Below are 23,478 nucleotides of genomic sequence, written 5' to 3'. Positions count from 1 at the left end.
CATTTTGTACAGCGTTCGCAAACCATTCCGGTCGGCTCTCAGGCCGCCGCGCTTTTGCTTTTGATCTGGAAGCGCCCCGTCAAACACGCTGGCCGAACGCAGGTTTTGGAGCGTGGGTAACCCGGCAGGACGCCGGGTTAGCCGCGCTGGGCCAGGGATGGCCCATCGCGGCGGCCCACGCTCCAAAGCCTGCGTTCGGGCACACCGAGCCTGGGCGAGGTGCCGAGTGTTGGGGCAAGAGCGTTTTGCTTACTTTTGCGCTTTTCAAAAGTGAGCCGCCGTAAGGGCGGAACCCTAAGCCGCCGTTACCGAAAAAACCGATAGGTACACCGAAAAGTCGCACCGCTCGTTGCTTCGAGCATCACGCTGGCTTAACTGAGCGGCATTAGGGCAAGCCCGCTCACCACACAAGCTCGACCTCCATGGTTGTGCAGTTGCCTGGCAAGGCCCATGCACCCTGAACAGCAAAACAGCTACTCCTTCAAACCAGCCTCAACCCTCTGCGCCACCTCCGCCGTCAACCAGGCTTTCCACACCTCAGGATGTTCCTTGAGAAACGCCTGGGCCACTTGCCTTGGCGCTGTGTGATTTTCGCTCATGGTTGCCAGGGCCTTGTTCAGTGGATCGATGGGGAACTGGACCTTGGTGAAGAACTCGGCGATCTGCGGATGTTGCTGCTGGAATGGCGTGGATACGCCGATGCTCAGCTTGGACGCCAGCGACCGAGTGGGACGAGGGTTGGGATTGTCGGCGTCGGTGAGGGTCTTCCACGCGTCGGCGTCAAACGGTGGTTCTTCCAGTTGAATCAGTTTGTAGCGACCCATTAATGGAGTCGGCGACCAGTAGTAGAACAGTACCGGCTTGCCTCGGCGGATCGATGAGGCTATCTCGGCGTCCAGTGCTGCACCCGAGCCGCTGCGGAAGTTCACGTAGCTGTCGTCCAGGCCATAGGCCTTGAGCTTCTGCTTGTTGACCACTTCGGACGTCCAGCCAATGGGGCTGTTGAGAAAGCGGCCCTTGCCGGGCGATTCCGGGTCCTTGAATACGTCCTTGTAGCGCGCCAGGTCCTGCACGGTCTTCAGGTCCGGCGCCAGCGGCTTGAGGCCTTTGGACGGGTCACCCTTGACCACGTATTCCGGCACCCACCAGCCTTCGGTAGCGCCCTTGACCGTATCGCCCAGGCCCACCACTTTGCCTTCGGCTTCAGCCTTGATCCACACCGGGCTGCGGCCGGCCCATTCTTCGCCGATCACCTGGATATCGTTTTTCGCCAGGGCGGTTTCCAGGGTGATGGTGGTGCCGGGCAAGGTGTCGGTGGGCAGGTCATAGCCCTTTTCGACGATAAAACGCAGCACTTCGGTGATCAGGCTGCCGCTTTCCCAATTCAGGTCGGCAAAATGCACGGGGGCCTGCGCCGCCGACACCGGCAACGACAGACTCAATGTCGTCACAGCCGCAGCCAACAGGGTTCTCAATCCTTTCATGCCTTCCCACCTCGCCTCTGTGCAGCCACTGACGGACGGCTTGCTGCCTATGCGCGAAGCCTCTGAATAATTAAGTCAGCTCAACTGTAGTAGAGGTTCCGCAAAGAGAAAGGAATCAAAGAGCCCGCTGTGTTTACTCGCTGGCCTTGAAGGTCACCAGCTCACCCTTGCGCCACTTGGCGGCCTTGCCGGTGACGGCCTTGAGGGTCTTGGTCAAGCCTTCCTGCAACTGTTCATGGGCGGCGAATACCAGCATCACGCTGTGGCCTTCCTTGAACACGATGCCTTGGCCTTCGGCTGACGAAACAAAGGCGTAATCGCCCAGGCCGTACACCGTCAACTTGATATCGCGAAACTTCAATTCGAACTTGCCGCCTTCACGACTGGGCAACACGGCGGCGCGAAAATGGTCGCCCACCTTCAGTTCCAGACGCGGCTTGTCGTCGACGACCAGGGCCGCCTCGGTGTCGATTTCGGCAATGTAGATGCCTTCCGGCGTCTGTTCAGTGATGTAAACAAACCGCGATTGAAACTGCTTGACCAACTTTGCGCGCAAATCACCCAGCACGAACAACGCGTGCATATCCAGATTACTGACTGCCAAGGAAACGCCCCCACATTGAAATAGTGCCGCCCGCCGGAGCAGGCAGCACAAAAAACGGCCCGAAGGCACGATCACATAGTCGTTAAAAAACTGAAGAAGACCCTGCTGCGCCTTAAGACTAGTACAGGCGCGCACGATGGACCTTGTGCAAGGTCATCCGGCGTCACAGCAAATCACAGGTTCAACGGCCAGAGAATACGGGCCGCGCTACTTCAGAGAATAACCCGGTCCAGTGCGCACAATTCCCACGCACCCTACAAAACAAAACATTTGAGCATGGAACCAGACGGGTTGCCGGCGACAATACTAAAACAGCACCGCCGTTCAAAACCACTCGAAACGCTGCCTATGAGTGCACAGGATCAATCAAAAGGAGCTGACCATGCAACCACGCCTACACGATGCTACGTCTTCCCGTACCTGTTCATCTGCGCAGGACGGGCGCCAATACTACTGCCTGCCTGACCCCGAGAGGTACTCCAATTCCGTTCTTTACCAAGTTCTACCGGCCGGACGTAACTTCTTCCATATTCTGGAAGTGACCAGCGGCAGAATTCGCGGCTTTCGCAGCCACCACGGCAAGGCCTGCGAACTGGCCCGGCAACTGGAAGCCAGCCTGTACGCCCTTCACGGGACGAGCGGTTCGTCACACCGATGACTTTACTGCGCCACCACCCTTCAACAACTGCCATACTGCCGCGTCCATTGAAGTTTGCCCATGTGGGTGCGGTTTCAGCAGTGCAGTTACCTTGAAGGGAAGGCAATACGTGACGGAATTTGATATTGGCGAGTTTTTCATCCACGGCGATGCACGGGAAATAGAGGGTGAGTTTCAGGCGGTGATCGTGATGCGCGCCAAACCACCGCTGACCACCGTCACCACACATCAGGTGGAAAAAGACCGTTGGTTCAAGACATTCGAGACGGCTGCGGTTGCTGGCCGCGAGTCAGCCCAGGCGCTCAAGGCCGCTGTGGATTCAGGCGCCCTGACCTCCTGAGAATCGGATCGAACTCTGGCGCGCCACAGGTCTCCCATGCATACGATGGTCAGCCCGCATGGAGAAACCGATGGACACTACTACCCCGACGCTGGAAACCCTGTTCGATCAACTGGGCCTGGATTCGAGCCAGGCAGGGATCGAGCGCTTCACCGCAGAACACCGCCTGCCCAATGACGTAAAGCTGATCGATGCGCCGTTCTGGAGTGAGCAGCAGGCGAGCTTCCTCAAGGAACAATTGCATGTTGACGCCGAATGGGCGCCGGCCGTGGATGATCTGAATGCGTTGCTGCATGAATCCCCGGAAGCCTGACTCATCCCATAGCCAGATGACCGTGGCGGCGAACTAAACCTTGGCCGCCTCGGGCTTATAGCCCAGGCGCAGGCCGCCCCAATGCCGGCCCTTGACGCTGATCGGCACCGACAGGTCGTGCATCAATTCACCCGTATCGCGGGTATAGGTTTGCAATAACACCGCCTGCTGGTGGCTGCCGCAGCGGATGCCGGTGCGGTCCTCGAACTTGCGCTTGGTGCGATTTTGCACCGCGTCCACCTGGGTATCTCCCGTCAACGCCTGTGAAAACGCCTGGTTATGCGTCGGCACGTAGCCCTGCGGCGTACAGGCAATCGCAAACACCAGCCCCTCATGGCGCGGCAGCAAGGCTTCCTGGATCGCCGGCAGCACCTTGTCGGTGTAGCCGTCAAAACGCGTGTGATATTTACTCGGGCTGGTATTGGGTATCAACGTATAGCTGCGGTCGAACAGGTCATCCAGGCTGATTCGGCCCTGCTGCACATCCGCCTCGAACTGTTCGGCGATACGGTTGGCCCCCTCGCGGGCCAGGTCGTAGACACGCTGGTGATAGTCATCCAGACCGACCTCGGCCAAACGCTCGCTGATGGTCTCCGCCTGCCCTTCCATCTGCACCGCGGCGTCGGCCAACTGGCGCGTCTGCTGGTCGCTCACCGTGAGGTCACTGCGCATCTGCTCCACCGCATGGAACAGGCTGTCGAGCTGCGCGCGATTGGTGTCGCTGCCCTGGGCGATTTCGTTGACTTGCCCTTCCACATCCGCCGCCAGGCTGGCGATGGCCTCCAACTGTTCGCCCGCTTCCTCCACCTGCGCGACGCCGGTGTTCAAGTCCGCCGACAGTTGGCGAATCTGCTCCACCACCTGGGCCGTGCGCTGCTGGATATCCGCCACCATCACCCCGACTTCGTCGGTGGCCTTGGCGGTACGCCCGGCCAGCCCCCGCACTTCATCGGCCACCACCGCAAATCCGCGTCCGTGCTCGCCGGCCCGTGCTGCTTCAATGGCGGCGTTCAAAGCCAGCAGGTTGGTCTGGCTGGCGATGGACTGGATTACCAGGGTCACACGCTGGATTTCTTCGCTGCGCTGGCTCAACGCTTCGATCAGCTCACGGCTGGCATTGGCGCGCTGGCTGAGCTGGTGCATACGCGTGATGGACTGGGACAGCACCTCGCGGCCTTCACTGCTGCGCTGATGGGCCTGGCTGGCCGCGCCAAGGGCCTGGCGGCTGAGCTGGGCGGTCACCTGTTCGGTGCCGATCATCACTTCAGCGCTGCTGACGATCTGTTTGGCCGCACTCAGCTGGGATTGCAGGCGCGCCGCCAGTTGCTTGACCGAATAGGCCACGCCTGCGGCTGACAATGCGTTATGGCTGGTGGTATGGGAAAGGTCGCGCGTCAACTCGCCGATTGCATCGACGGTATTGATCGAGGTCACCGCAGGCGTGCGGGTTTTCAAGCGCGGCAGCCAGATCACCAGCAAGGCCAGTGGCAGGCACACGTACAGCGGCAGACCGGCAAATGCCAGTCCCAGCAGCACCAGCACCATGGCGGCGCTCTGCATAAGCGGCATCAGCCAGACGGGCAGCCTGCTCACCGCTTGCGGTGGCATTGCCATGCCCATCAGAGATCCATCTCCAGCCATCGTCGTTACCCCACTGCTTGTCGTTGTTGTGCCTGCATTAGACGCCACTATCGGGCCATTATCCATGGGCCTTTAGTGGGGGGCTTGCAGCACATCAACAGAGGAGGTGTAACGGGATTGCCCTGGGGGGCCGCAGGCACGGCGCCCCAGCTTCACCGCATCAGGCCTGGCGCTGATGCTTGTCGATCTGCTCGTGGCGCTCTTGGGCCTCGATGCAGTATTTGGTGGTAGGGCTGATCAGCAGGCGCTTGAGGCCGATAGGCTCGCCGCTGTCGTCACACCAGCCAAAGGAATCTTCCTTGATACGCTCCAGGGCGCGCTCCAACTGCGGCAGCATGCGCTGGTCGCGGTCGATGGCATTGACCAGCCAGGTGCGCTCTTCTTCAACGGAGGCGGCGTCGGCCGGGTCGGCCGGGGTGTCCAGGCTTTCAATGGCGATACGGTTCTGCTCAATGCGCTCGTGGTGCTCGACTTTCATGTCCTGCAGCAACTTCTCGAAAAAAGCGTGCTGTTCGGCATTCATGTAGTCATCCGCCGGCATGGCCAGCAACTTTTCCTTTGTCATTGATTTCTCTATAAAAAATACGTGCATTAAGGCGAATAAGGGAGCGTTCCGGTCGACCTCTGCAGGTCTCGGAAAGGCGCCATCCATTCCAAGCGCCACCCGACACTCAATTTAAGAGGGGCGGCAGTCTAAGGCCGACTTGAGGGCGCAGCAACTGAAATGACAGGCATTTTTTCCCGATTAACCCCCAAAGGCACCAGGACGGGCTTGGCGAATGGTTATCGGAGTGCGTTTATAGCAGGAAAGTTCGTAAAGCGGCTATAAGCCGCATGCTGCAAGCGACAAGCTGCAAGGCGCTCCACTTCAGCCTGCAGCTTGCAACCTGTCGTTCAGCGCTTGAGCTTGCGTTTGTTGCGATACTGGTCAATCACCACCGCCACCACAATGATCAGCCCCTTGATGATGTCCTGGATATACGCATCCACCCCCACGAAGGTGAACCCGCTGGCCATCACCCCGAGGATCAGCGCGCCTATCACCGTGCCGGTAATGCGCCCTACCCCGCCCGCAAGGCTGGTGCCGCCGATCACCGCAGCGGCAATCGCGTCCAGTTCATAGGACATGCCCATGCCCGCCTGGCCGGTGGCGGCACGTGCCGAGGCGACTACACCGGCCAGGCCCGCGAGCAGGCCGGCGATGCTGTAGACGATGATCAGGTGGCGCTTGACGTTGATGCCCGACGTGCGCGCGGCCTGCATGTTGCCGCCGATGGCGTAGGTGTACTTGCCGTACTTGGTGTAGCGCAGGGCGATGTGGAAGATCACCGCCACCACCAGAAAGATGATCACCGGCATGGCGCCATGGCCGATGGCGGTGTAGGAATCCGACAGCATGCTCACCGGCTGCCCTTCGGTGTAGTAGCGCGCCAGGCCACGGGCCGAAACCATCATGCCCAGCGTCGCAATAAATGGCGGAATGCCGGTCACCGCAATGATGCTGCCGTTGATCGCGCCGGCCAGCAGCCCCACACCGAGCCCCATCGCCACCGGGATCCACACCGGCAGGTCGGTGAGCGATGGAAACACCGCGCGGGAAAAGTCCGAGGTCTGCGCCAGGCTGGCAGCAATCATTGCCGACAGCGCCAGCACCGAGCCCGACGACAGGTCGATGCCGGTGGTGATGATCACCTGGGTCACCCCGATAGCCAGCAAACCAATGATCGACACCTGCAATATCATCAGCACCAGGCGCTGGGAGTTCATCAAAAAGCTCTGGTCCCGCACGATCCAGCCGAACAGCTCAAACACCAGGCCGATGCCGATCAACACCAGAAAAATGCTCAGTTCGGTGGGCAAGCGCCGACGCTGCTTGACCGGCGCCGTAGCCGGCTTGTTGTCCGTTATTGCGTTCATAGCCAATCACCTTCTTATTCTGTAATCAGTCGACTGTGGTCATACCCGACGCCAGTTGCATGACTTTTTCCTGGGTCGCCTCGCTGCGATCCAGCGTGCCCATCAGGTCGCCTTCGTGCATCACCATCACCCGGTCGCTCATGCCGAGCACCTCGGGCAGTTCCGACGAAATCATGATCACCGCCATGCCTTCGCTGGCGAGGAACGAGATCAGGCGATAGATCTCGGCCTTGGCGCCCACGTCGATACCACGGGTCGGTTCATCCAGGATCAGCAAGCGTGGATGGGTCATCAGCCAGCGCGCCAGCAAAGCCTTCTGCTGATTACCGCCGGACAGGGTGTCGATGCACTGCTCCAGCGACGGGGTTTTGACCCGCAGCTTCTTGCACATGTCTTCGCACAGCGCGCGCAAGGCTTTCTGCTGGATAAAACCGTTGTCCGAATAGTGCGGCAGTACGGCCATTTCCATGTTTTCCAGCACCGACAGGCACGGGAACAGACCGCTGAGCTTGCGATCCTCGGTCAACAGCGCAAAGCCCTTCTCGATGGCCATGTGCGGGTCGCTGATGCGCACCGGCGTGCCGTCCAGGGTGATCTGCCCGCTGGTGCTGGGGGTGATGCCGAAAATGGCTTCGGCCACATTGGTGCGGCCCGAGCCCATGAGCCCGGCGATACCGAGGATCTCACCGGCGTGCAGGTCAAACGACACGCCTTTGAATACGCCGTCCAGCGTCAGGTCGCGCACCGACAGCAGCAAGTCGCCAATCGGCGTCTCGCGCACCGGGAACAGCTGGCTAAGCTCACGGCCCACCATCATCGAGATCAGGCTGTCGCTGTTCATGCTGTCGGCGCGCTGCAAACCGATGTAGCGGCCGTCACGAAATACCGCCACTTCATCGGCGATGGCGAACACTTCGTTCATCTTGTGGGTGATGTAGACAATGCCTTTGCCCTGGGACTTGAGGTCGGCAATGATCGAAAACAGGTGGGCGACTTCCTTCTCGGTAATCGCCGAGGTCGGTTCATCCATGATCAGGATGTCGGAGTCGTAGGACACTGCCTTGGCAATCTCGACCATCTGCCGCTCGGCGATGCTCAGGTTGCCGACCTGCTCCTCGGGGTCCAGGTTGATGCGCAGCCGCGCCAGTAACTCGGCGGTGCAGCGGTGCATTTCGCGGTGGTTGACCATGTGCAGGCTGTTGAGCTGCTCACGGCCGATCCAGATATTCTCGGCGATGCTCATGTGCGGCATCAGGTTGAGTTCCTGATGGATCATCGCGATGCCCGCCTTCTGCGCGGCCAGCGGCGTTTCAAACACGATCGGCTGGCCGCGCAGACGGATTTCGCCGGCGTCGGGCTGGTAGATGCCGGCGATGATTTTCATCAACGTCGACTTGCCGGCACCGTTCTCGCCCATCAGCGCCAGCACCGAGCCCGGGCGTACGCGCAATTGCACATCGTCCAGGGCCACGACGCCGGGAAAGCCTTTGCTGATGTTGACGATTTCCAGCAGGTAGGGTTCGTCCAGCGCCAGTGGCTGGATACCAGGGGGCTGCGAGGCAGTCGCTTGAGCGAGCATGGGGAGTACTCCATCGGCAGGACGGCCGTGACCGCCCTGCCGCTTATTGTTGTTATGTCACTGCTATTTGAAGTCGTTGACGTTGTCCGGCGTGATCAGCTTGAACGGGATAATCACGTTCTGCTCGACGGGCTCCTGCTTCGCCATCTTGCGCGCTGCTTCCACCGAGCCCACTGCCTGCCCCTTGGCGTCCTGGAACGCCGAGGCGGCCATGTCACCCTTGGTGATCGCGTTCAGCCCGTCCGGGGTTCCGTCGACGCCGGCGATCAGCACTGTGCCGGGTTTGGTGCCTGCCGATTTCAACGCCATGGACGCGCCGATGGCCATCTCATCGTTGTTGGCCAGCACTGCGTTGAACTCGCGGCCCTGGGTCAGCCAGTCGTTGACCAGGGTCATGCCCTTGTCACGCAGCCAGATACCGGTCTGTTCCTGCTCGATCTTGATGTCGGGGTACTTGGCCAGCACCTCTTTCACGCCCTTGGTGCGGTTGGTCGTGGAGTTGTTCGCAAGATCCCCCAGCAGGATCACGATTTTGCCCTTGCCACCGAGTTTTTCGGCGATGTATTGCATTTGCAGCTTGCCGGCCTCGACGTCATCGGAGGTCACGGCCACCACGCCCTTGGGCAGGTCTTTCTGGTCCGGGCGGCGGTTGACGAACACCAGCGGGATGCCCGCTTTGGTGGCTGCGCTGATGATGTTTTTGGTCGATGCGGTGTCCACCGGGTTGACGATGATCGCGTCGACCTTCTGGCTGATGAAATTCTCGACCTGGCTCAGCTGCTTCACCACGTCGGCGCGGGCGTCTTCGAATTGCAGCTGCACACCGTCACCCTTGGGATAGGACTTGGCCTGCTTGTCCATGTCTTCGCGCAGGTAGGTCAGGAAGGTGTCATCGAAGGCGGACATGCTCACGCCCACCTTGATATCGGCGGCAGCGGCCATACCGCTGGCCAGCCACAGGGACAAGGCCAGCGCGGTAAAACGGATCGGGGTCTTCATGAACGGTCTGTCTCCACATTTATTGTTGGTTTTCTGGACGTTGCGTTAATCAGGACTCGGCGGGCAGTCGAACCACCGGCGCGCCGGGAATGCAGCACACCAGCGCGCCGTGGTTTTCGACGCACAGCACATTGAGGAAGGAGAAGTAGAAAGGCCGGGCGCGTGGCAGGCCGCGTGGCGTGTGAGAAAGGCGTAAAACTCGCAGTACGGCGTTGAAGATTTTCATCTGACGGTACCTGGTTGTTTTTGATCTTGTTTTTGTTGAGTCGCCGGAATCAGGTCCGGAACGTACTTTATGCAACCTGCAAAAGACTTTATTGGAAAATAATTTCTATATCAACCTATTTTAGAATTTTATTCCATTTTCGTTGAAACCACTTGCTGACGCTCCGCACTCAGGCGTGCAGCGTCCAATATACGGGTGGTTTCCAGCGCGTCATAGGCGTTTACCGGCAAGGGCCCCTGCCCTTCCACAGCACGCTGCAACTGGCTGTAGAAGTGCGTCCAGCAGCCTTTTTCGGTGGGCACCCGTTCGCGCTGCTCGCCTTGTTCAAACCAGCCCCAGCGGCGATGCTCTTCCGCCCCCCAATGCTCGCCTTCGGTTTTCGGCGACTTGCCGGCCATCAGTGCCGCTTCCTGGCCGTCCAGGCCTTCCACGGTGTAGCACCCGAGGGTGCCGCTCACGCGAAAACGCGAAGCCGGGCTGTTTTGCAGGCCATTGCCCCGCAGGTGCGAAATGACGCCGTTGGCATGGGTCAGCGACACGAAGAAACCATGGTCAACGCTGGGGTGTTCGGCGGTGTAATGCAATTGCGCAAATACCCGGTCCACCGGGCCGAACAGTTGCAGCGCCTGGTCCACCAGATGGCTGCCGAGGTCACGTAGCCAGCCGCCGCCACTGGCATTGCCGACGCCCTGCGGACTGTAGCGCTCCACACAGGATTCAAAGCGCGTAATGGTGCCCAGTGCGCCGGCGTCAATCAGCTTGCGCACGGTCAGGTAATCGGAGTCCCAACGGCGGTTCTGGTAGACGCTCAGCAAGACGTCATGCCGCTCGGCGGCCGTGATCAGCGCCTGGGCCTGTTCGGCGTTGCTGGCGAAGGGTTTGTCACTGACCACCGCCACGCCGTGCTCGATGGCTTCCAGCACCAGGGCCGGGCGGCCTTTGAGCGTGGTGGAGATAACCAGCGCATCAACGCCGGCTTCGACGATCTGGCCGATGGCGTCGAATGCCGGGATACCCGGGTGATCGGTTGCCAGTTGCTCGCGGCGTTCGATTGATCGTGTGACCACGCCCACAAACGTCGCGCCCGGCAATGTTGCAATCAGCGGCGCATGAAAAAAACGCCCTCCGTGGCCGTAGCCGACAAGTCCGATTCGCATAACGCGTGTTCCTTTATTGAGAGGCAAGGCCAATCCAGGGGGGGAGCAAGCAAGCTTCCTCCCACCTGTTTGATCGCGCATCTGCAGAGGTTCAGTTATAAAAACCCGGACGCTGCGGCAGGCTGACGTTCACAATCTGCTCGCTGTTTTGCGCCTCGATGCACGCGTCCGCCGCCACGGCCGCTGCAAAGCCGTCCCACGCCGACGGCCCGCCGACCTGTCCGGCGCGCACGCTGTCGATAAACGCCTGCAGTTCGACGTCATAGGCGCCGACAAAACGGTCTTTCCAGTCCATCAAAATGGCGTTGGACAGCTTCGCCTCACTGCGCAATTGCACCTGGGACGGTTCCGGCAATTTGGCGATACCGGTCTCCCCCACCACTTCGCACTGGATGTCGTAGCCGTACTGGCAGTTCACAAACACCTCCACGTCAATGCGCGTGCCTTTGGCGGTCTCCAGCAGCACGATCTGTGGATCGCGCAGATGGGCCAGGGCCTTGCTGCTCTTGCGCGGGAACACCACTTGCACCGAGACGTAATCGTCGTCGAGCAGCCAGCGCAGCACATCCAGCTCGTGGATCAGCGTGTCGGTTATTGCCATGTCAGTCTTGTAGTTCTCGCCCACCCTGGGGTTGCGATGCGCGCAGTGCAGCATTAAGGGCTCGCCAATCTGGCCGCTGTCGATCACCGCTTTGAGGGCTCGATAACCAGGGTCGTAGGGGCGCATGAAGCCCACTTGCACCAGACGCTTGCCGTGGGCCACTTCGGCATCGACGATCGCCCGGCAACCTTCGGCCGTCACGGCCAGGGGTTTTTCGCAGAACACCGGCTTGCCGGCAGCGATGGCGGCGAGCACAAACGCCTGATGGCTCGGCCCCCAGGACGTCACCAGAATCGCCTCGACCTGCGGCGAATGGATCAGCGCATGGCCGTCCGGGTACACCTCGGCATCCAGCTGCAACTCGGCAACCACCCGGGCGGCCTGTTCAAGGTTGATGTCCGTCACCGCCACGACCTGGCTGTTGAGCAACGTCTGGCTGCACCGACGAATATGGTCTCGGCCAATGGCGCCCGTGCCGATCACTCCAAGCTTCAAAGACATGCAAACACTCCTCTTGTTGTTAGTACTGCCTGGCCTTGGCCAACTGTTCATTGAGTTTTGCGGCGGCTGCACGGGTGCGCTCGCTGGTGGACACCTGCGCCACCCCCACCCGCCACCACGACAGGTAGCCGTGGACCATGGTCTTGGGCAGCACCTTGATATCGATCAGGGTCGAGACGCTTTGCGTGCGCGCATCAGCCAGGGCCGCTTGCAGCTGTTCCACGTTGCTGACCTTGTAGGTCTTGCAGCCATAGGCCGCCGCGCTCATGGCGAAATCAACCGGCACCAGGCCGCCGTCGAGCTTGCCGGTCTCGGGGTTGCGGTAGCGGAATTCGGTGCCGAAGCTGTCCATGCCGTTGCCGATCTGCAGGTTGTTGATGCAACCGAAGGCCATGTTGTCCAGCAGCACCACGTTAATCTTGCGCCGCTCCTGGATCGAGGTGGCCAGTTCCGAATGCAGCATCATGTAGGAGCCGTCGCCAACCAGCGCATACACCTCCTTCTGCGGTTCGGCGAGCTTCACGCCGAGGGCCGCATTGATCTCGTAGCCCATGCACGAATAGCCGTATTCGACGTGGTAGGTGTTGACGCCCTTGCTGCGCCAGGCCCGCTGCAAATCACCCGGCAGGCTGCCGGCGGCGGCGACGATAATGGCGTCGTCGGCCAGGCTTTCATTAAGCACGCCAAGAACGCGGCTCTGGGTGAGGCAGGAGCCGGTGAGCTCGATGAATTCGCGCAGTACCGCACGGTCCAGCGGGTCGTCGACCTCGGGCACGAAATCATCGCCGTGGTACTGCACGTTGTGCACGCGATCCAGCTCGGCCTCCAGTTGCGCCTTCGCGTCGCTCACCTGTTCGCCCCAGCCCGCGCGGTAGTCGCCGAGCGCATCGGCCAGTGCTTCGAGGGCCACCCTGGCGTCCGCCAGCACCTGCACACCGTCCAGCTTCAACGCGTCGCACGGGCTGATATTGAGGTTCAGAAACCTCACCTCGGGGTGTTTGAACAGAGACTTGGACGACGTGGTGAAGTCGCTATAACGGGTGCCGACGCCGATGATCAGGTCCGCCTCCGGCGCCAGCAGGTTGGCCGCCAGGCAGCCGGTTTCGCCGATACCGCCCACATTGAGCGCATGGCTGGACAGCACGGCGCTCTTGCCCGCCTGGGTCTCGGCGAAGGGAATGTCAAAACGCTCGGCAAAGGCTTGCAGCGCCGCATTCGCGCCGGCGTACTTCACCCCGCCGCCACAGATGATCAGCGGCTTGCGCTTGCCCCGGAACACCGCCAATGCATCGCCGATCATCGCGGCAGTGGGCGCACGACGCTCGATGCGGTGCACGCGTTTTTGCAGGAAATAATCCGGATAATCCCAGGCTTCAGCCTGCACGTCCTGCGGCAATGCCAGAGTCACGGCGCCGGTTTCAGCGGGGTCGGTCAGCACGCGCATGGCGTGGATCGCGGCGCTCATCAACTGCTCGGGACGGTTGATGCGGTCCCAGTATTTGCTCACCGAGCGGAACGCATCGTTGGTGCTGATGCTCAGGTCGTGGAACTGCTCGATCTGCTGCAACACCGGGTCGGGCTGGCGGCTGGCGTAGACATCGCCGGGCAACAGCAGCAACGGAATACGGTTGGCGGTGGCGGTCGCCGCAGCGGTGAGCATATTCGCCGCACCCGGGCCGACGGACGCGGTGCACGCATAGATTTTGCGGCGCAGGTGCTGCTTGGCGAACCCGATGGCGGCATGGGCCATGCCCTGCTCGTTGCGGCCTTGATGCACCATCAGGTCGCCGCTGTCCTGCTCGAGCGCCTGGCCCAGGCCCAGCACATTGCCGTGGCCGAAAATAGTGAATACCCCGGCGACGAATTTGCTCTGTACGCCATCGACTTCGATGTACTGGTTATCCAGAAATTTCACCAGGGCCTGGGCCATGGTCAATCGGGTTGTGGTCATCACTTGCACCTTGTGTCAATTCAGATCCATTGGGGCTCGGTTATGCCCGAAACTTTTGCAACAGGGTCATGCTGGCTCCCAATGCCTGCTGAATATCCGCCATCCAATGCACGCTTTCGGCAAACGGTTCGAACGACAGATAGCCCCTGTAGCCGCTGCCGAGCAAGCTGTCGATCTGCGCCGCATTGCCGAGGATATCGCCCTCGCCCACCCGTACGCGGTGACCGTCGCGGATCGAATTGAGCGGCGCATCGGCATCTTCCACGCCGCAGATATGCACCAGCCCGGTGAGTGGCGCGAAGAACGCCTGCTCGCCGGCCAGGTGATGGTGGAAGGTGTCATGCACCAGGTGCGGCGCAACCATGCGGTTGAGGGCGAAACGTAACGGCGATTTCATTGTTGTTCCCCGTCCAAAACAGCTTAAAGGTCCAGCAGCCAACTGTGCTGCGGGTCATTGTGGAAATGCCAGGCGCGCTTGGGCCCGGCCATCACGTTCAGGTAATAGGACTCGTAGCCGTACGGCACGCTGACCGGGTGATACCCCTTGGGCACCACCACCAGGTCGCTGTTTTCCACAGCCATGGCCTGATCGATGCTGCGATCGTCGGTGTAGACACGCTGGAACACGTAGCCCTGGGGCGGGTTGATCTGGTGGTAGTAGGTCTCTTCCAGAAAGCTCTGGTGCGGCAGGTCATCGGTGTCGTGCTTGTGCGGCGGGTAGCTCGACGAGTGCCCGGACGGCGTGCGCACCTCCACCACCAGCAGCGAGTGGGCCGGCTCGCTGTCGGGCAGGATGTCGCACACATAACGGGTATTGGCGCCCTTGCCGCGCACGCTGCGTTTGCAGTCTTCGGGGCGGATCAGGCGCGGCTCGAAACCTGCGGCGCCGGGGGCGGCGCACACGGCGATTTGTACATCGCTCAAGGCGGTCACCTGGGCATCGGTGCCCGGCGGCAGGTAGGCGGCAAACGGCGATTTGTCCTCGAACACCGAGTGGCGATCACCGAGGTTCTGCCAGTCGAAACCTTCGCCTTGAATAGTCACCCGGCCACTGAGCAGCACCAGGCACAGCTCTTTGTCGCCGGCGCTGACCGGCAGGGTTTCGCCCAGGCTCAGGCGGTATGCACTGAAGCCCACGTACGCCAGGCGCCCTTCTTCCAGGGCGACCATGGTGTGTCCGCGTTTGCTGCTTTTAACCAACAGGCTCATGGTTGGGTCCTCTCATCGAGCAGCGCGCGCAAGGTGTCATAGCCTTTTTTCGCATAGACATAGCTGGGCGCCACGGCAGGGTCCTGCTCGGCTTCCACCACCAGCCAGCCCTCGTATCGGGCCGCCAGCAATACATCGAGCAGTTCGGCAAAGTTGATGTCGCCATCGCCAGGCACGGTGAAGGTGCCGTTGACGATGCAGTCGGGGAAGCTCCACATCTGGTTGCGCGCCAGTTGCACCACCGGTTTGCGCACGTCCTTGAAATGCACGTGGCAAACGCGGTCGATGTGTTTGCGCAGCACTTCAAGCGGTTCGCCGCCGCCCATGTAGCAATGGCCCGAATCGAACAGCAGGCCGACTTCGGGACCGGTGCGCTGCATCAACTGGTCGATGTCCTGCGGGGACTCGACGTAGGCGCCCATATGGTGGTGGTAGGCCAGGCGCACGCCCTGGGACAGGGTAAAGCGCGCCAGCTCCGTGAGCTTGTCGGCGTAATCCTGCCAGGCCTGTTCGCTGTGAAAACGCGGGCGTTCGATCAGGCGAATGCGCGAACCCTGGATGGAATCGGCAACTTCGCCATACACCAGTACCTTGGCGCCATTGTGTTTGAGTAATTGAACGTGGCCGCCAATCGCCTCGATTTCTTCGGCCACCGAGCGGCGCGCCAGACGGCTGGAGTACCAGCCGGAGACCAGCGCCAGCTCATAGGGGCGCAGCACATCGGCGACGCCCTGGGCGTCTTTGGGGAACTTGCCGTTGAGTTCAAACCCTTCGTAGCCGATGGCCTGGCCTTCGCTCAGCGCGGTGCTCAGCGGCGTTTCACCGCCCAGGGCCGGCAGGTCGTCGTTGCTCCAGGAGATCGGGTTGATGCCAATTCGGATTGCGGGCATGGCTGCACCTTTTATTGTTTTCAGGTATCACTGAGATCTGCTTTATGTGGGAGGGGGCTCGCCTCCTCCCACAGTGGATCGCGTTTAATGTCGAGCGCTGCGCCAGGCGTTGATGAGCTGTTCAAAGGTCTTCTGCACTTGCTCAACCAGCAGGTCGTCATCGATCTCCCCCGCCATCCACGCGCGGCTTGGCTCCTGGAAGATCGTGCGGCCCACCGCAAAACCCCGGCAGGTGGTGCTGTGGCTGGCTTGTTGAAAGCCCTCCGCCAGGCATTCAGCGGACGCATTCAGGCCCAGCAATACCACGCCACGGCAATACGGGTCGCGCTCAAGGATCAGCTCATCGAGCTTTGTCCACGCCTCGGCCGACTGCGCCTCGATCTTCCACCACGCCGGGTAGATGCCCAGGTTGTACAACCGTTTGAGGCTGCGGTAGAGCACATCCGGGTGCGGCGACGGGTGATCCTTGGGCGGGATGACTTCCAGCAGCAGTTCATGGCCGCTGACCAGCGATGCGTCGTACACCGCCCTGAGTTGCGCTTCCTGTTCCAGGCGCAGCAGAGGCTCGTCATCCGGGTGAAACTGCACCAGGCACTTGATGATCTGTTCGTGGGGCCAGGCGATCAGGTTGCTGCCAATCGAGCGGCCGTGTTCAAACGCCAGCGGCCGTGAGTTCTGCACTTCCACCGGGCGCGCAATCCACCAGCCGCGACCGCTGGCAGCGTTGAGCGCGTCCTGGCCGAAACGCTGGTCGGCCAGCAGGCCCACATCGGCCTCGACGCCCTGCTCGCGCAGCTTGTGCTCCACGCGTTCGATGGCCTGGATAAACAGCTGCTTGATGTCGCTGATGCGGGTCAGGTCCTGGCCGCCTTTTTGCGCAAGCTCCACCAGTTGCCAGCGATGGTCAAAGGCGAACACAAACAGCTGCTTCCAGGTTTTGCGCGGCACCGTGACCCGGTGCAGGCGTTGCAGGGTTTCGTCCTGATCCGGCCGGGTGATGGGCACCGGGCTGCTGAACAGGTAATCCAGTTCGGCGCGCGTTGGCATCGCCGGGGCACAGGCGTGACGCGACACCACCAGGCCACCACAGGCGTTGGCCAGCTGGCTGCAACGCTCGTCACTGGCGTCATTGATCCAGCCACTTAAAAAGCCCGACATGAACGCATCGCCGGCCCCCAGCACATTGAGCACTTCCACGCGCACACCGGGGTAAATCGCGCCGTCTTCCAGGCTGGCCGGGATCGCGCCGTGGATCACCGTGCAGCCTTGCGGGCCCAGTTTGACCACCAGCGTCGCCGGGGTCAGCTCGCGCACCGTGCGCAGCGCGGTAAGCAGGTCTTCACTGCCGCCAGCGATGAGGAATTCTTCTTCGGTGCCGACGATCAGGTCGAAACGCGGGAGGATGGTCTGCACGTGCTGGCTGACATTTTGGTCGGCCACAAAGCGCGTCTCGCCGTCGGCCTTGCCCGCCAGGCCCCACAGCACCGGACGGTAGTCGATATCCAGCACGCACCTGACGTTGTGCCGGGCCGCGTAATCCAGCGCCTGGATGCTGGCCTTGTACACGCTGTCGGTGGAGAAATGCGTGCCGGTGATCAGCAGCGCCTTGCTGGAAGCGATAAAGGCCTCGTCGATGTCCTCGGCGCGCAGGGCCATGTCGGCGCAGTTTTCGCGGTAGAACACCAGGGGGAAGGTTTCGCGGTCCTTGAGCCCGAGCAGCACCAGCGCGGTGAGGCGTTCCGGGTCGACCTTGATACCGCTCACATCGCAGCCTTCGCGGCTCAGGGACTCCACCAGGAAACGGCCCATATGGTCGTCACCGACGCGGCTGAGCATCGCCGACTTGAGCCCCAGGCGTGCAGTGCCGAACGCGATATTGGCGGATGACCCGCCGAGGTATTTGGCGAAACTGGTGACGTCCTCAAGCCGCGCCCCCACTTGCTGCGCATAGAGGTCGACGCCCAGGCGCCCGAGGCAAATCAGATCCAATTGACGCCCACTGGCAAAACGAGTCTGGCCCATGCTGGCTCCTGTTATTTTTATCAGCCTGCGTTGTGCCGCCGTGGCGACGGCAAACGCTCTTGGTGGGAGCAGACTAGAACGTCCGGCGACACCGATCAATATTTATTCCATAATTATTTTTATTGGAATATTTTTTCCAATACGCCAGCATAGCTTCACGCCAGCCGCAGTGCATCGTTTCAGCAGCCCCGCCGGCCGTGATGCCGAGGTATTTTTTTGCGCCTACCCTGTAGACTGGCGCCACCGCCCAGCGCACCAGACCGACACGCCAGAAGGATTGCCCATGTCCGAGACCCCTTCACAAGACGCTCTCGCCAGCCCCCCGCTCAATGCCGAACGTTTGTTGCAGCTGATCACCGATGAATACGAGAGCCTGCCTCGCCAGCTCAAGCGCATCGCCAGCTACATGAGCCAGCAGAGCGACCGGATCATGGTCGACCGCATCAGCGACATTGCCCGCGAATGTGAAGTGCACCCTTCGGCCATCGTGCGTTTTTCGCAGCGCTTCGGCTTCAGCGGGTTCAGTGAGATGCAGACGCTGTTTCGCGAGGCGTATACGCACAAGACCACGCCCGTGCAGAACTACCAGCAGCGCATTCGCAGCATGATCGCCAACAAGTCGCAGAAGGCCAGCGGCGGCGACCTGGCGCGTGAGTGCGTGAATGCCACGCTATCGGGCATTGAGCGGCTGGGGCTGGAGCTGGATGACGTGGCGTTCGACAAGGCCGTGGACCTGGTGGTCAACGCCGACAACATCTATGTGGTGGGCGTGCGCCGTTCGTTTGCGGTGGCCGACTACCTGGTCTACAACCTGCAGCACACCAATAAACGCATCCACCTGGTCTCGGGCCTGGGCGGCAGCTACCGCGAGCAGATGCGCAGCGTGCGCGCCAATGACCTGGTGATCGCCATCAGCTTTACGCCTTACGGCAAAGAGACCCAGCACTGCCTGCGCATCGCCCAGCACCATCAGGCCAGGACGCTGATCATTACCGACAGCAACCTCTCGCCCCTGGCCAAGCGCGCGAATGCGGTGCTGCTGGTCAACGAGGGATCATCCTTTGCGTTCCGCTCATTGAGCGCAACATTGTGCCTGTGCCAGGCCTTGTTCATCGCCGTGGCTTACCGCCTCGAATTGAAAGTGGACGAGATTCACGAGCAAGTGGGTTTCGACGACTGACCTGACACCCTGCAAAACAAAATGTGGGAGGGGGCTTGCTCCCGATAGCGATGTGTCAGTGCTGAACAGGCCAGCTGACATACCGCTATCGGGAGCAAGCCCCCTCCCACATCGGGATGGAGCCTGGCTCGGATCAGTGCATGAAGATCGCGATCAGAATGATCAACGGGATTGGCACGCCAAGGAACCACAGAAGTAATGAGCGCATGATGTTCTTCCTTATTTAACGAACGTAGTTTTCGGTTTCGACGTACACCACCGCATCGCGACGGCGACCGCCGAAGGTGGCAGCGAAGCTGGCGAAGAACGCACCGATCAACAGCGACACGAAAGTCCACAGCGAGGCGTACGCGGCCACTTTCGCAGCCGTGTCGGCAGCTTGCTTGGCTTTGAGCTTGGCGTCTTCGATGGCTTTGCGGGCGTCGCCATACACCTTGTCGATACGCGCTTCGGCATCGGCCTGGCTGAGGTTGGTGCGCTGGCTGATCAGTTGAGCCAGATAGGTACGGTCTTCCGGTGCCAACTGGCCGTCGTTGCTCAGGGTACGGGCGAAGATGCGACCGACCACGGCATGCGCTGCGTCATCGCTGACCGCTGCAGGGCGATCATCACGGAACAGGCTGTCGACGTAGTAGCCGAAGTCGCCGCTGTGGGCGCCCTTGGCCATGCTGCCGGCGGCCTGGGTCATGCCGCTTGCCGCACCCGACGCCACGCTGGCACCGGCTTTGACGCCACCGCCGACGACGCTGCTCACCGAGCCGACGACCAATACGGCCGTGATCAGGGTGGCCACGGCCCAGGCCAGGAAGCCGTGGGCGGTGTCGCGAAAGTACACTTCATCGCCATGCATGTTGGCCCACTTCACGCGCAAGCGACCGGCGATGTAACCGCCCAGGCCCGATGCGACGATCTGGGTGAAAGCCAGCCAGATAATGGTGGAAATGCCAAGGCCCTTGGCACTCATGCCGCTGTCGGCCCACGGCGATACCGCCGAGAAACCCAGGCCGAAGCCCAGCAGCACGAGGATCAGGGACAGTGCAGCCGCCGCAGCGGCGCCAGCAAAAATCGCCCCCCAGGAAACCCCGGAGCGCGCGCTCGATTCTTGAAGCGTGGTGGATGATGTGATCATTGTTGTTGTGCTCCCGGCAGGAAAAAAAGTGTTACAAGTCTCAAAAGGGACAGTGCAGGCCGCGTGCCAGCCCCTCTAAAAATAAAATCTATATATTTCAACAACTTAACTAAATTGAACTTACACAATCCATGCAAGTTGCAATAAACCCGGGTTTCGAGCGGGCGTAATGCAATCCCCACAGCCACACACAACGGCCTGTGAGAAGGGGCTTGTTCCCCCAGATGATTTTCCTGTCAGTTTTATGGAGATGACGTTTTATTTAGGAAACGTTCAGTTACTTATTGGCAAAATATGCGTACTTCTAGTGTGAATCGCTCACCAGGTACTCCTATGACCCGTATTTTGACCATCGAGGATGACGCCGTAACGGCCCGCGAGATCGTCGCCGAGCTGAGTAGCCATGGACTGGAGGTGGACTGGGTGGACAATGGCCGCGAAGGCCTGGTCCGCGCCGTGAGTGGTGATTACGATCTGATCACCCTCGACCGAATGCTGCCGGAACTGGATGGCCTGGCCATCGTCACCACCTTGCGCACCATCGGCGTCTCCACGCCGATCCTGATGATCAGCGCCCTCTCCGACGTCGACGAGCGTGTGCGCGGCCTGCGCGCCGGCGGTGACGATTACCTGACCAAACCCTTCGCCTCCGATGAAATGGCCGCCCGCGTCGAAGTGCTGCTGCGCCGCAAAAGCACGGTCAAGGAGTTCGAAACCGCATTGCGCGTGGCGGACCTGGAACTGAACCTGATCAGCCGCGAAGCCAGTCGCGCCGATCAGCCGCTGACCCTGCTGCCCACCGAATACAAATTGCTCGAATTCCTGATGCGCAACACCGGGCAGATCCTCTCGCGAATGATGATCTTCGAGGAAGTCTGGGGCTATCACTTCGACCCCGGCACCAACCTGATCGACGTGCACATCGGGCGCCTGCGCAAGAAGATCGATCCCCCGGGCCTCACGCCGCTGATCCGCACGGTACGGGGCTCGGGTTATGTCATTGCTGAACCCCTCTAAGGGCTGGCGCTCCTCCAGCAGCCGCCTGCTGGCGCTGTACAGTTCGCTGTTCGTGGCCTGGAGCTGCATCCTCATGGGGGTGCTGTATTACGAGGTCTCGGGTTACCTGAGCGACCTGTCGCGCCATTCGCTGCTGCAGCGCCAGCACCTGTTCCAGCGCTTCGACGGTGAAGAACTGGTGGAAGCGCTGACCACCAGCATGACCTTCGACATGAAGGGCGTAGACGCCTATGGCCTGTTCGACGAGGCCTTCCGCCCGTTGAGCGGGCCGATCCGCGCGGTGCCACCGGACCTGCCCCTGGACGGCAAGATCCACACGCTGGTCAATTGCGTCGAATCCGACGATCCCAAGTTGCCCAAGGACAGCTGCGATGCCGTCGCCACCCACACCGACGACGGCCGCTGGCTGGTGCTGGTGCGCGCCAACGGTTCGCTGTTCGGCGTCACGCGGATCATCTGGCACGCCCTGTTGTGGGCGCTGTCGCTGACCATCATCCCCGGGATCGCCGGCTGGCATCTGCTGCGCCGCCGCCCGCTGCGGCGCATTCGCGGGATTCAGGCGAGCGCCGAGGCCATCGTCGCCGGCGACCTCACCCATCGCCTGCCGCTGTCCGACCGGCGTGATGAGCTGGACATGCTCGCGGCCATCGTCAACGCCATGCTCGACCGCATCGAGAAACTGATGAATGAGGTCAAGGGCGTGTGCGACAACATCGCCCACGACCTGCGCACCCCGCTGACGCGCCTGCGCGCGCAGTTGTACCGCATCAAGCAGCAAGCCGAGGAAGACTCGGTGCACGCGGTGAAACTCGACGATGCAATTGCCGAAACCGACACGCTGATGGCGCGCTTTCGTGGGCTGTTGCGCATCTCGGAGCTGGAAGATCACCAGCGCCGCTCGGGCTTTCTGGTGATGGACCCGCTGCCGCTGCTGCGCGAGCTGCATGACTTCTACCTGCCGCTGGCCGAAGAAGGCGAATTGCAACTGGTATTGGACGTGCCGGCGTCTTTGCCGCCAATCAGCGGTGACCGCGCACTGCTGTTCGAAGCCTTGTCCAACTTGCTGAGCAACTCGATCAAGTTCACCCCGCCGGGCGGCGAAGTGATTTTGCGCGCGGTCAATAACGCCGGCAGCACCCGCATTGAAGTGCATGACTCCGGGCCTGGCATTCCGCTGGCCGAGCGCGATGCGGTGTTCCAGCGCTTTTACCGGGTGGACGAAGGCGATCAGCAAGGCGGGTTCGGGTTGGGCTTGTCGATTGTGGCGGCGATCATCAACCTGCATGGCTTCAAGCTGGACGTGGGCAGCAGCGCACGCGGCGGCGCCAGGCTGGCACTGGAGTGCCGGCAACAACTGATGCCCAAATAACCCGGACACTGCAAAAAAACGGTGGGAGGGGGCTTGCTCCCGATGGCGGTGGTTCAGTCGGCATGGCTGTAGCTGATACACCGCTATCGGGAGCAAGCCCCCTCCCACAGTTGAATGTGTACTGTCTGTCGGATCTGATCAGGCCGGGTAGTTGGCGCGAAGCGCAGCAAGCCCATCGCTGTACACACCAGTGAACAACGCCTCGGCAGCCGCCTCGGTGGTGCCCGCTGCCGGTGTGAACACGCCGGACCAGGTCACCTTTGCCGACGTTTCGCTCAGCGCCTCAACCTGCACCGTCGCCAGGTAAGCACTCACCGGAAACGGCGATTGCTCGATGGTGTAGCTGTAGGTGCGCGCCACGTTGTCAAAGGTTTGCAGGCGCTCCACGATCACGGCGCCATCGGTGGTTTGCAGGTGACGCACGCGTCCGCCCTCACCCGGCTCGCTGCTGGCGATGAACGCCAGCCAGTCCGGCAGGCTGTTGAAACCGCCCATCAATTGCCAGACCTGATCGGCCGAAGCGGGGATTTCAATCACGCAAGATGCTGTTGCCACGGTAAATACTCCAGAAAATAAATCAGCATTCAGATCCTTGTCCTGTCGAACCACGCCGCTGCACCAGAGGTAGCAGACGACATGATTCCAAGGGGTGCTCAGTGAGTGTTTGAAACACTGCCCGGCTTATCGTTCA

The 23,478-nt window shown here is 61.1% G+C and carries 22 protein-coding genes and 1 pseudogene; 6 read left to right on the top strand and 17 right to left on the bottom strand.

All coding sequences use genetic code 11. The features are described 5' to 3' along the window. Positions 1-473: 473 nt before the first annotated feature. Complete coding sequence (locus LUB09_RS15460) at positions 474-1,484, bottom strand: ABC transporter substrate-binding protein (protein ID WP_231422971.1); 1,011 nt, start codon at positions 1,482-1,484, stop codon at positions 474-476. Between the two features lie 133 nt (positions 1,485-1,617). After that, positions 1,618-2,067 carry a hypothetical protein gene (locus LUB09_RS15455; protein ID WP_209990392.1) on the bottom strand — a complete coding sequence of 150 codons (450 nt, stop codon included), beginning with the start codon at positions 2,065-2,067 and terminating at the stop codon, positions 1,618-1,620. A 403-nt stretch (positions 2,068-2,470) separates the two neighbouring features. Between LUB09_RS15455 and LUB09_RS15450 the strand changes: the two genes are divergently transcribed. From LUB09_RS15450 to LUB09_RS15440, 3 genes are all read left to right on the top strand, one after another. Then, positions 2,471-2,746, top strand: coding sequence for a hypothetical protein (locus LUB09_RS15450; protein ID WP_231422970.1), 276 nt, complete (start codon positions 2,471-2,473; stop codon positions 2,744-2,746). A 109-nt stretch (positions 2,747-2,855) separates the two neighbouring features. Then, positions 2,856-3,086 carry a hypothetical protein gene (locus LUB09_RS15445; RefSeq protein WP_209982675.1) on the top strand — a complete coding sequence of 77 codons (231 nt, stop codon included), beginning with the start codon at positions 2,856-2,858 and terminating at the stop codon, positions 3,084-3,086. 70 nt (positions 3,087-3,156) lie between these two features. Then, a complete protein-coding gene (locus LUB09_RS15440; RefSeq protein WP_209982677.1) occupies positions 3,157-3,399 on the top strand; it encodes a DUF2789 domain-containing protein in 243 nt (80 codons plus the stop codon). Positions 3,400-3,432: 33 nt separating this feature from the next. On the opposite strand, the gene LUB09_RS15435 is transcribed toward LUB09_RS15440, so the two are convergent. The 13 genes and pseudogenes from LUB09_RS15435 to LUB09_RS15375 all read right to left on the bottom strand — a co-directional run bounded on the left by LUB09_RS15435 (position 3,433) and on the right by LUB09_RS15375 (position 18,092). Beyond that, a complete protein-coding gene (locus LUB09_RS15435; RefSeq protein WP_442964102.1) occupies positions 3,433-4,659 on the bottom strand; it encodes a methyl-accepting chemotaxis protein in 1,227 nt (408 codons plus the stop codon). A 541-nt stretch (positions 4,660-5,200) separates the two neighbouring features. Continuing rightward, positions 5,201-5,605, bottom strand: coding sequence for a TraR/DksA family transcriptional regulator (locus tag LUB09_RS15430; protein WP_003191666.1), 405 nt, complete (start codon positions 5,603-5,605; stop codon positions 5,201-5,203). A gap of 329 nt (positions 5,606-5,934) precedes the next feature. After that, positions 5,935-6,957 carry an ABC transporter permease gene (locus LUB09_RS15425; RefSeq protein WP_058411640.1) on the bottom strand — a complete coding sequence of 341 codons (1,023 nt, stop codon included), beginning with the start codon at positions 6,955-6,957 and terminating at the stop codon, positions 5,935-5,937. Between the two features lie 25 nt (positions 6,958-6,982). Then, the gene (locus LUB09_RS15420; protein ID WP_209982679.1) at positions 6,983-8,536 is read right to left on the bottom strand and encodes a sugar ABC transporter ATP-binding protein; all 1,554 of its coding nucleotides are present in this window, start codon (positions 8,534-8,536) and stop codon (positions 6,983-6,985) included. 63 nt (positions 8,537-8,599) lie between these two features. Then, the gene (locus tag LUB09_RS15415) at positions 8,600-9,535 is read right to left on the bottom strand and encodes a sugar ABC transporter substrate-binding protein (RefSeq protein WP_209982681.1); all 936 of its coding nucleotides are present in this window, start codon (positions 9,533-9,535) and stop codon (positions 8,600-8,602) included. 49 nt (positions 9,536-9,584) lie between these two features. Continuing rightward, positions 9,585-9,761 carry a hypothetical protein gene (locus LUB09_RS15410; RefSeq protein ID WP_209982683.1) on the bottom strand — a complete coding sequence of 59 codons (177 nt, stop codon included), beginning with the start codon at positions 9,759-9,761 and terminating at the stop codon, positions 9,585-9,587. A 128-nt stretch (positions 9,762-9,889) separates the two neighbouring features. Beyond that, positions 9,890-10,918, bottom strand: coding sequence for a Gfo/Idh/MocA family protein (locus LUB09_RS15405; RefSeq protein WP_231422968.1), 1,029 nt, complete (start codon positions 10,916-10,918; stop codon positions 9,890-9,892). 91 nt (positions 10,919-11,009) lie between these two features. After that, positions 11,010-12,020 carry a Gfo/Idh/MocA family protein gene (locus LUB09_RS15400; protein WP_231422967.1) on the bottom strand — a complete coding sequence of 337 codons (1,011 nt, stop codon included), beginning with the start codon at positions 12,018-12,020 and terminating at the stop codon, positions 11,010-11,012. 19 nt (positions 12,021-12,039) lie between these two features. Further along, positions 12,040-13,971 (bottom strand): 3D-(3,5/4)-trihydroxycyclohexane-1,2-dione acylhydrolase (decyclizing), encoded by a 1,932-nt coding sequence (iolD, locus tag LUB09_RS15395; RefSeq protein ID WP_231422966.1) that lies wholly within the window; start codon positions 13,969-13,971, stop codon positions 12,040-12,042. Between the two features lie 40 nt (positions 13,972-14,011). After that, positions 14,012-14,320 (bottom strand): annotated as a pseudogene (locus LUB09_RS15390) (TIM barrel protein); the annotation flags it as partial. A 71-nt stretch (positions 14,321-14,391) separates the two neighbouring features. Next, a complete protein-coding gene (iolB, locus tag LUB09_RS15385) occupies positions 14,392-15,180 on the bottom strand; it encodes a 5-deoxy-glucuronate isomerase (protein WP_209982690.1) in 789 nt (262 codons plus the stop codon). Then, positions 15,177-16,070, bottom strand: coding sequence for a myo-inosose-2 dehydratase (gene iolE / locus LUB09_RS15380; protein ID WP_231422965.1), 894 nt, complete (start codon positions 16,068-16,070; stop codon positions 15,177-15,179). The genes iolB and iolE overlap by 4 nt, the downstream gene beginning before the upstream one ends. Positions 16,071-16,154: 84 nt before the next feature. Beyond that, the gene (locus LUB09_RS15375) at positions 16,155-18,092 is read right to left on the bottom strand and encodes a bifunctional 5-dehydro-2-deoxygluconokinase/5-dehydro-2-deoxyphosphogluconate aldolase (protein WP_231422964.1); all 1,938 of its coding nucleotides are present in this window, start codon (positions 18,090-18,092) and stop codon (positions 16,155-16,157) included. 283 nt (positions 18,093-18,375) lie between these two features. Between LUB09_RS15375 and LUB09_RS15370 the strand changes: the two genes are divergently transcribed. Continuing rightward, entirely contained in the window at positions 18,376-19,272 is an 897-nt protein-coding gene (locus tag LUB09_RS15370; RefSeq protein ID WP_231422963.1) for a MurR/RpiR family transcriptional regulator, read from the top strand. 223 nt (positions 19,273-19,495) lie between these two features. On the opposite strand, the gene LUB09_RS15365 is transcribed toward LUB09_RS15370, so the two are convergent. Next, positions 19,496-20,401 carry a hypothetical protein gene (locus LUB09_RS15365; RefSeq protein ID WP_209982699.1) on the bottom strand — a complete coding sequence of 302 codons (906 nt, stop codon included), beginning with the start codon at positions 20,399-20,401 and terminating at the stop codon, positions 19,496-19,498. A 333-nt stretch (positions 20,402-20,734) separates the two neighbouring features. Here LUB09_RS15365 and LUB09_RS15360 point away from each other — a divergent pair, with 333 nt between their 5' ends. Beyond that, positions 20,735-21,418 (top strand): response regulator transcription factor, encoded by a 684-nt coding sequence (locus tag LUB09_RS15360; RefSeq protein WP_034096990.1) that lies wholly within the window; start codon positions 20,735-20,737, stop codon positions 21,416-21,418. Next, the gene (locus tag LUB09_RS15355; RefSeq protein WP_209982701.1) at positions 21,396-22,787 is read left to right on the top strand and encodes a sensor histidine kinase; all 1,392 of its coding nucleotides are present in this window, start codon (positions 21,396-21,398) and stop codon (positions 22,785-22,787) included. The genes LUB09_RS15360 and LUB09_RS15355 overlap by 23 nt, the downstream gene beginning before the upstream one ends. A 138-nt stretch (positions 22,788-22,925) precedes the next feature. Here LUB09_RS15355 and LUB09_RS15350 read toward each other — a convergent pair whose 3' ends face one another. Next, positions 22,926-23,342, bottom strand: coding sequence for an SRPBCC family protein (locus tag LUB09_RS15350; RefSeq protein ID WP_231422962.1), 417 nt, complete (start codon positions 23,340-23,342; stop codon positions 22,926-22,928). Positions 23,343-23,478 lie beyond the last annotated feature (136 nt).

Origin of the sequence: Pseudomonas sp. Leaf59, from assembly GCF_920984685.1 — a bacterium.
Taxonomy (GTDB): Bacteria; Pseudomonadota; Gammaproteobacteria; order Pseudomonadales; family Pseudomonadaceae; genus Aquipseudomonas.
This window is presented reverse-complemented; position numbering and strand designations above follow the sequence as displayed.

Bases quoted from the DNA above. Each gene is read 5' to 3' on its own strand.
- LUB09_RS15415 (WP_209982681.1), bottom strand. From the start codon at position 9,535: ATGAAGACCCCGATCCGTTTTACCGCGCTGGCCTTGTCCCTGTGGCTG.
- LUB09_RS15430 (WP_003191666.1), bottom strand. From the start codon at position 5,605: ATGACAAAGGAAAAGTTGCTGGCCATGCCGGCGGATGACTACATGAAT.
- LUB09_RS15460 (WP_231422971.1), bottom strand. From the start codon at position 1,484: ATGAAAGGATTGAGAACCCTGTTGGCTGCGGCTGTGACGACATTGAGT.
- LUB09_RS15455 (WP_209990392.1), bottom strand. From the start codon at position 2,067: ATGCACGCGTTGTTCGTGCTGGGTGATTTGCGCGCAAAGTTGGTCAAG.
- LUB09_RS15370 (WP_231422963.1), top strand. From the start codon at position 18,376: ATGTCCGAGACCCCTTCACAAGACGCTCTCGCCAGCCCCCCGCTCAAT.
- LUB09_RS15365 (WP_209982699.1), bottom strand. From the start codon at position 20,401: ATGATCACATCATCCACCACGCTTCAAGAATCGAGCGCGCGCTCCGGG.
- LUB09_RS15440 (WP_209982677.1), top strand. From the start codon at position 3,157: ATGGACACTACTACCCCGACGCTGGAAACCCTGTTCGATCAACTGGGC.
- iolE (WP_231422965.1), bottom strand. From the start codon at position 16,070: ATGCCCGCAATCCGAATTGGCATCAACCCGATCTCCTGGAGCAACGAC.
- LUB09_RS15435 (WP_442964102.1), bottom strand. From the start codon at position 4,659: ATGATCGGCACCGAACAGGTGACCGCCCAGCTCAGCCGCCAGGCCCTT.
- LUB09_RS15410 (WP_209982683.1), bottom strand. From the start codon at position 9,761: ATGAAAATCTTCAACGCCGTACTGCGAGTTTTACGCCTTTCTCACACG.
- LUB09_RS15425 (WP_058411640.1), bottom strand. From the start codon at position 6,957: ATGAACGCAATAACGGACAACAAGCCGGCTACGGCGCCGGTCAAGCAG.
- LUB09_RS15400 (WP_231422967.1), bottom strand. From the start codon at position 12,020: ATGTCTTTGAAGCTTGGAGTGATCGGCACGGGCGCCATTGGCCGAGAC.
- LUB09_RS15360 (WP_034096990.1), top strand. From the start codon at position 20,735: ATGACCCGTATTTTGACCATCGAGGATGACGCCGTAACGGCCCGCGAG.
- LUB09_RS15405 (WP_231422968.1), bottom strand. From the start codon at position 10,918: ATGCGAATCGGACTTGTCGGCTACGGCCACGGAGGGCGTTTTTTTCAT.
- LUB09_RS15355 (WP_209982701.1), top strand. From the start codon at position 21,396: ATGTCATTGCTGAACCCCTCTAAGGGCTGGCGCTCCTCCAGCAGCCGC.
- LUB09_RS15420 (WP_209982679.1), bottom strand. From the start codon at position 8,536: ATGCTCGCTCAAGCGACTGCCTCGCAGCCCCCTGGTATCCAGCCACTG.
- LUB09_RS15375 (WP_231422964.1), bottom strand. From the start codon at position 18,092: ATGGGCCAGACTCGTTTTGCCAGTGGGCGTCAATTGGATCTGATTTGC.
- iolB (WP_209982690.1), bottom strand. From the start codon at position 15,180: ATGAGCCTGTTGGTTAAAAGCAGCAAACGCGGACACACCATGGTCGCC.
- iolD (WP_231422966.1), bottom strand. From the start codon at position 13,971: ATGACCACAACCCGATTGACCATGGCCCAGGCCCTGGTGAAATTTCTG.
- LUB09_RS15450 (WP_231422970.1), top strand. From the start codon at position 2,471: ATGCAACCACGCCTACACGATGCTACGTCTTCCCGTACCTGTTCATCT.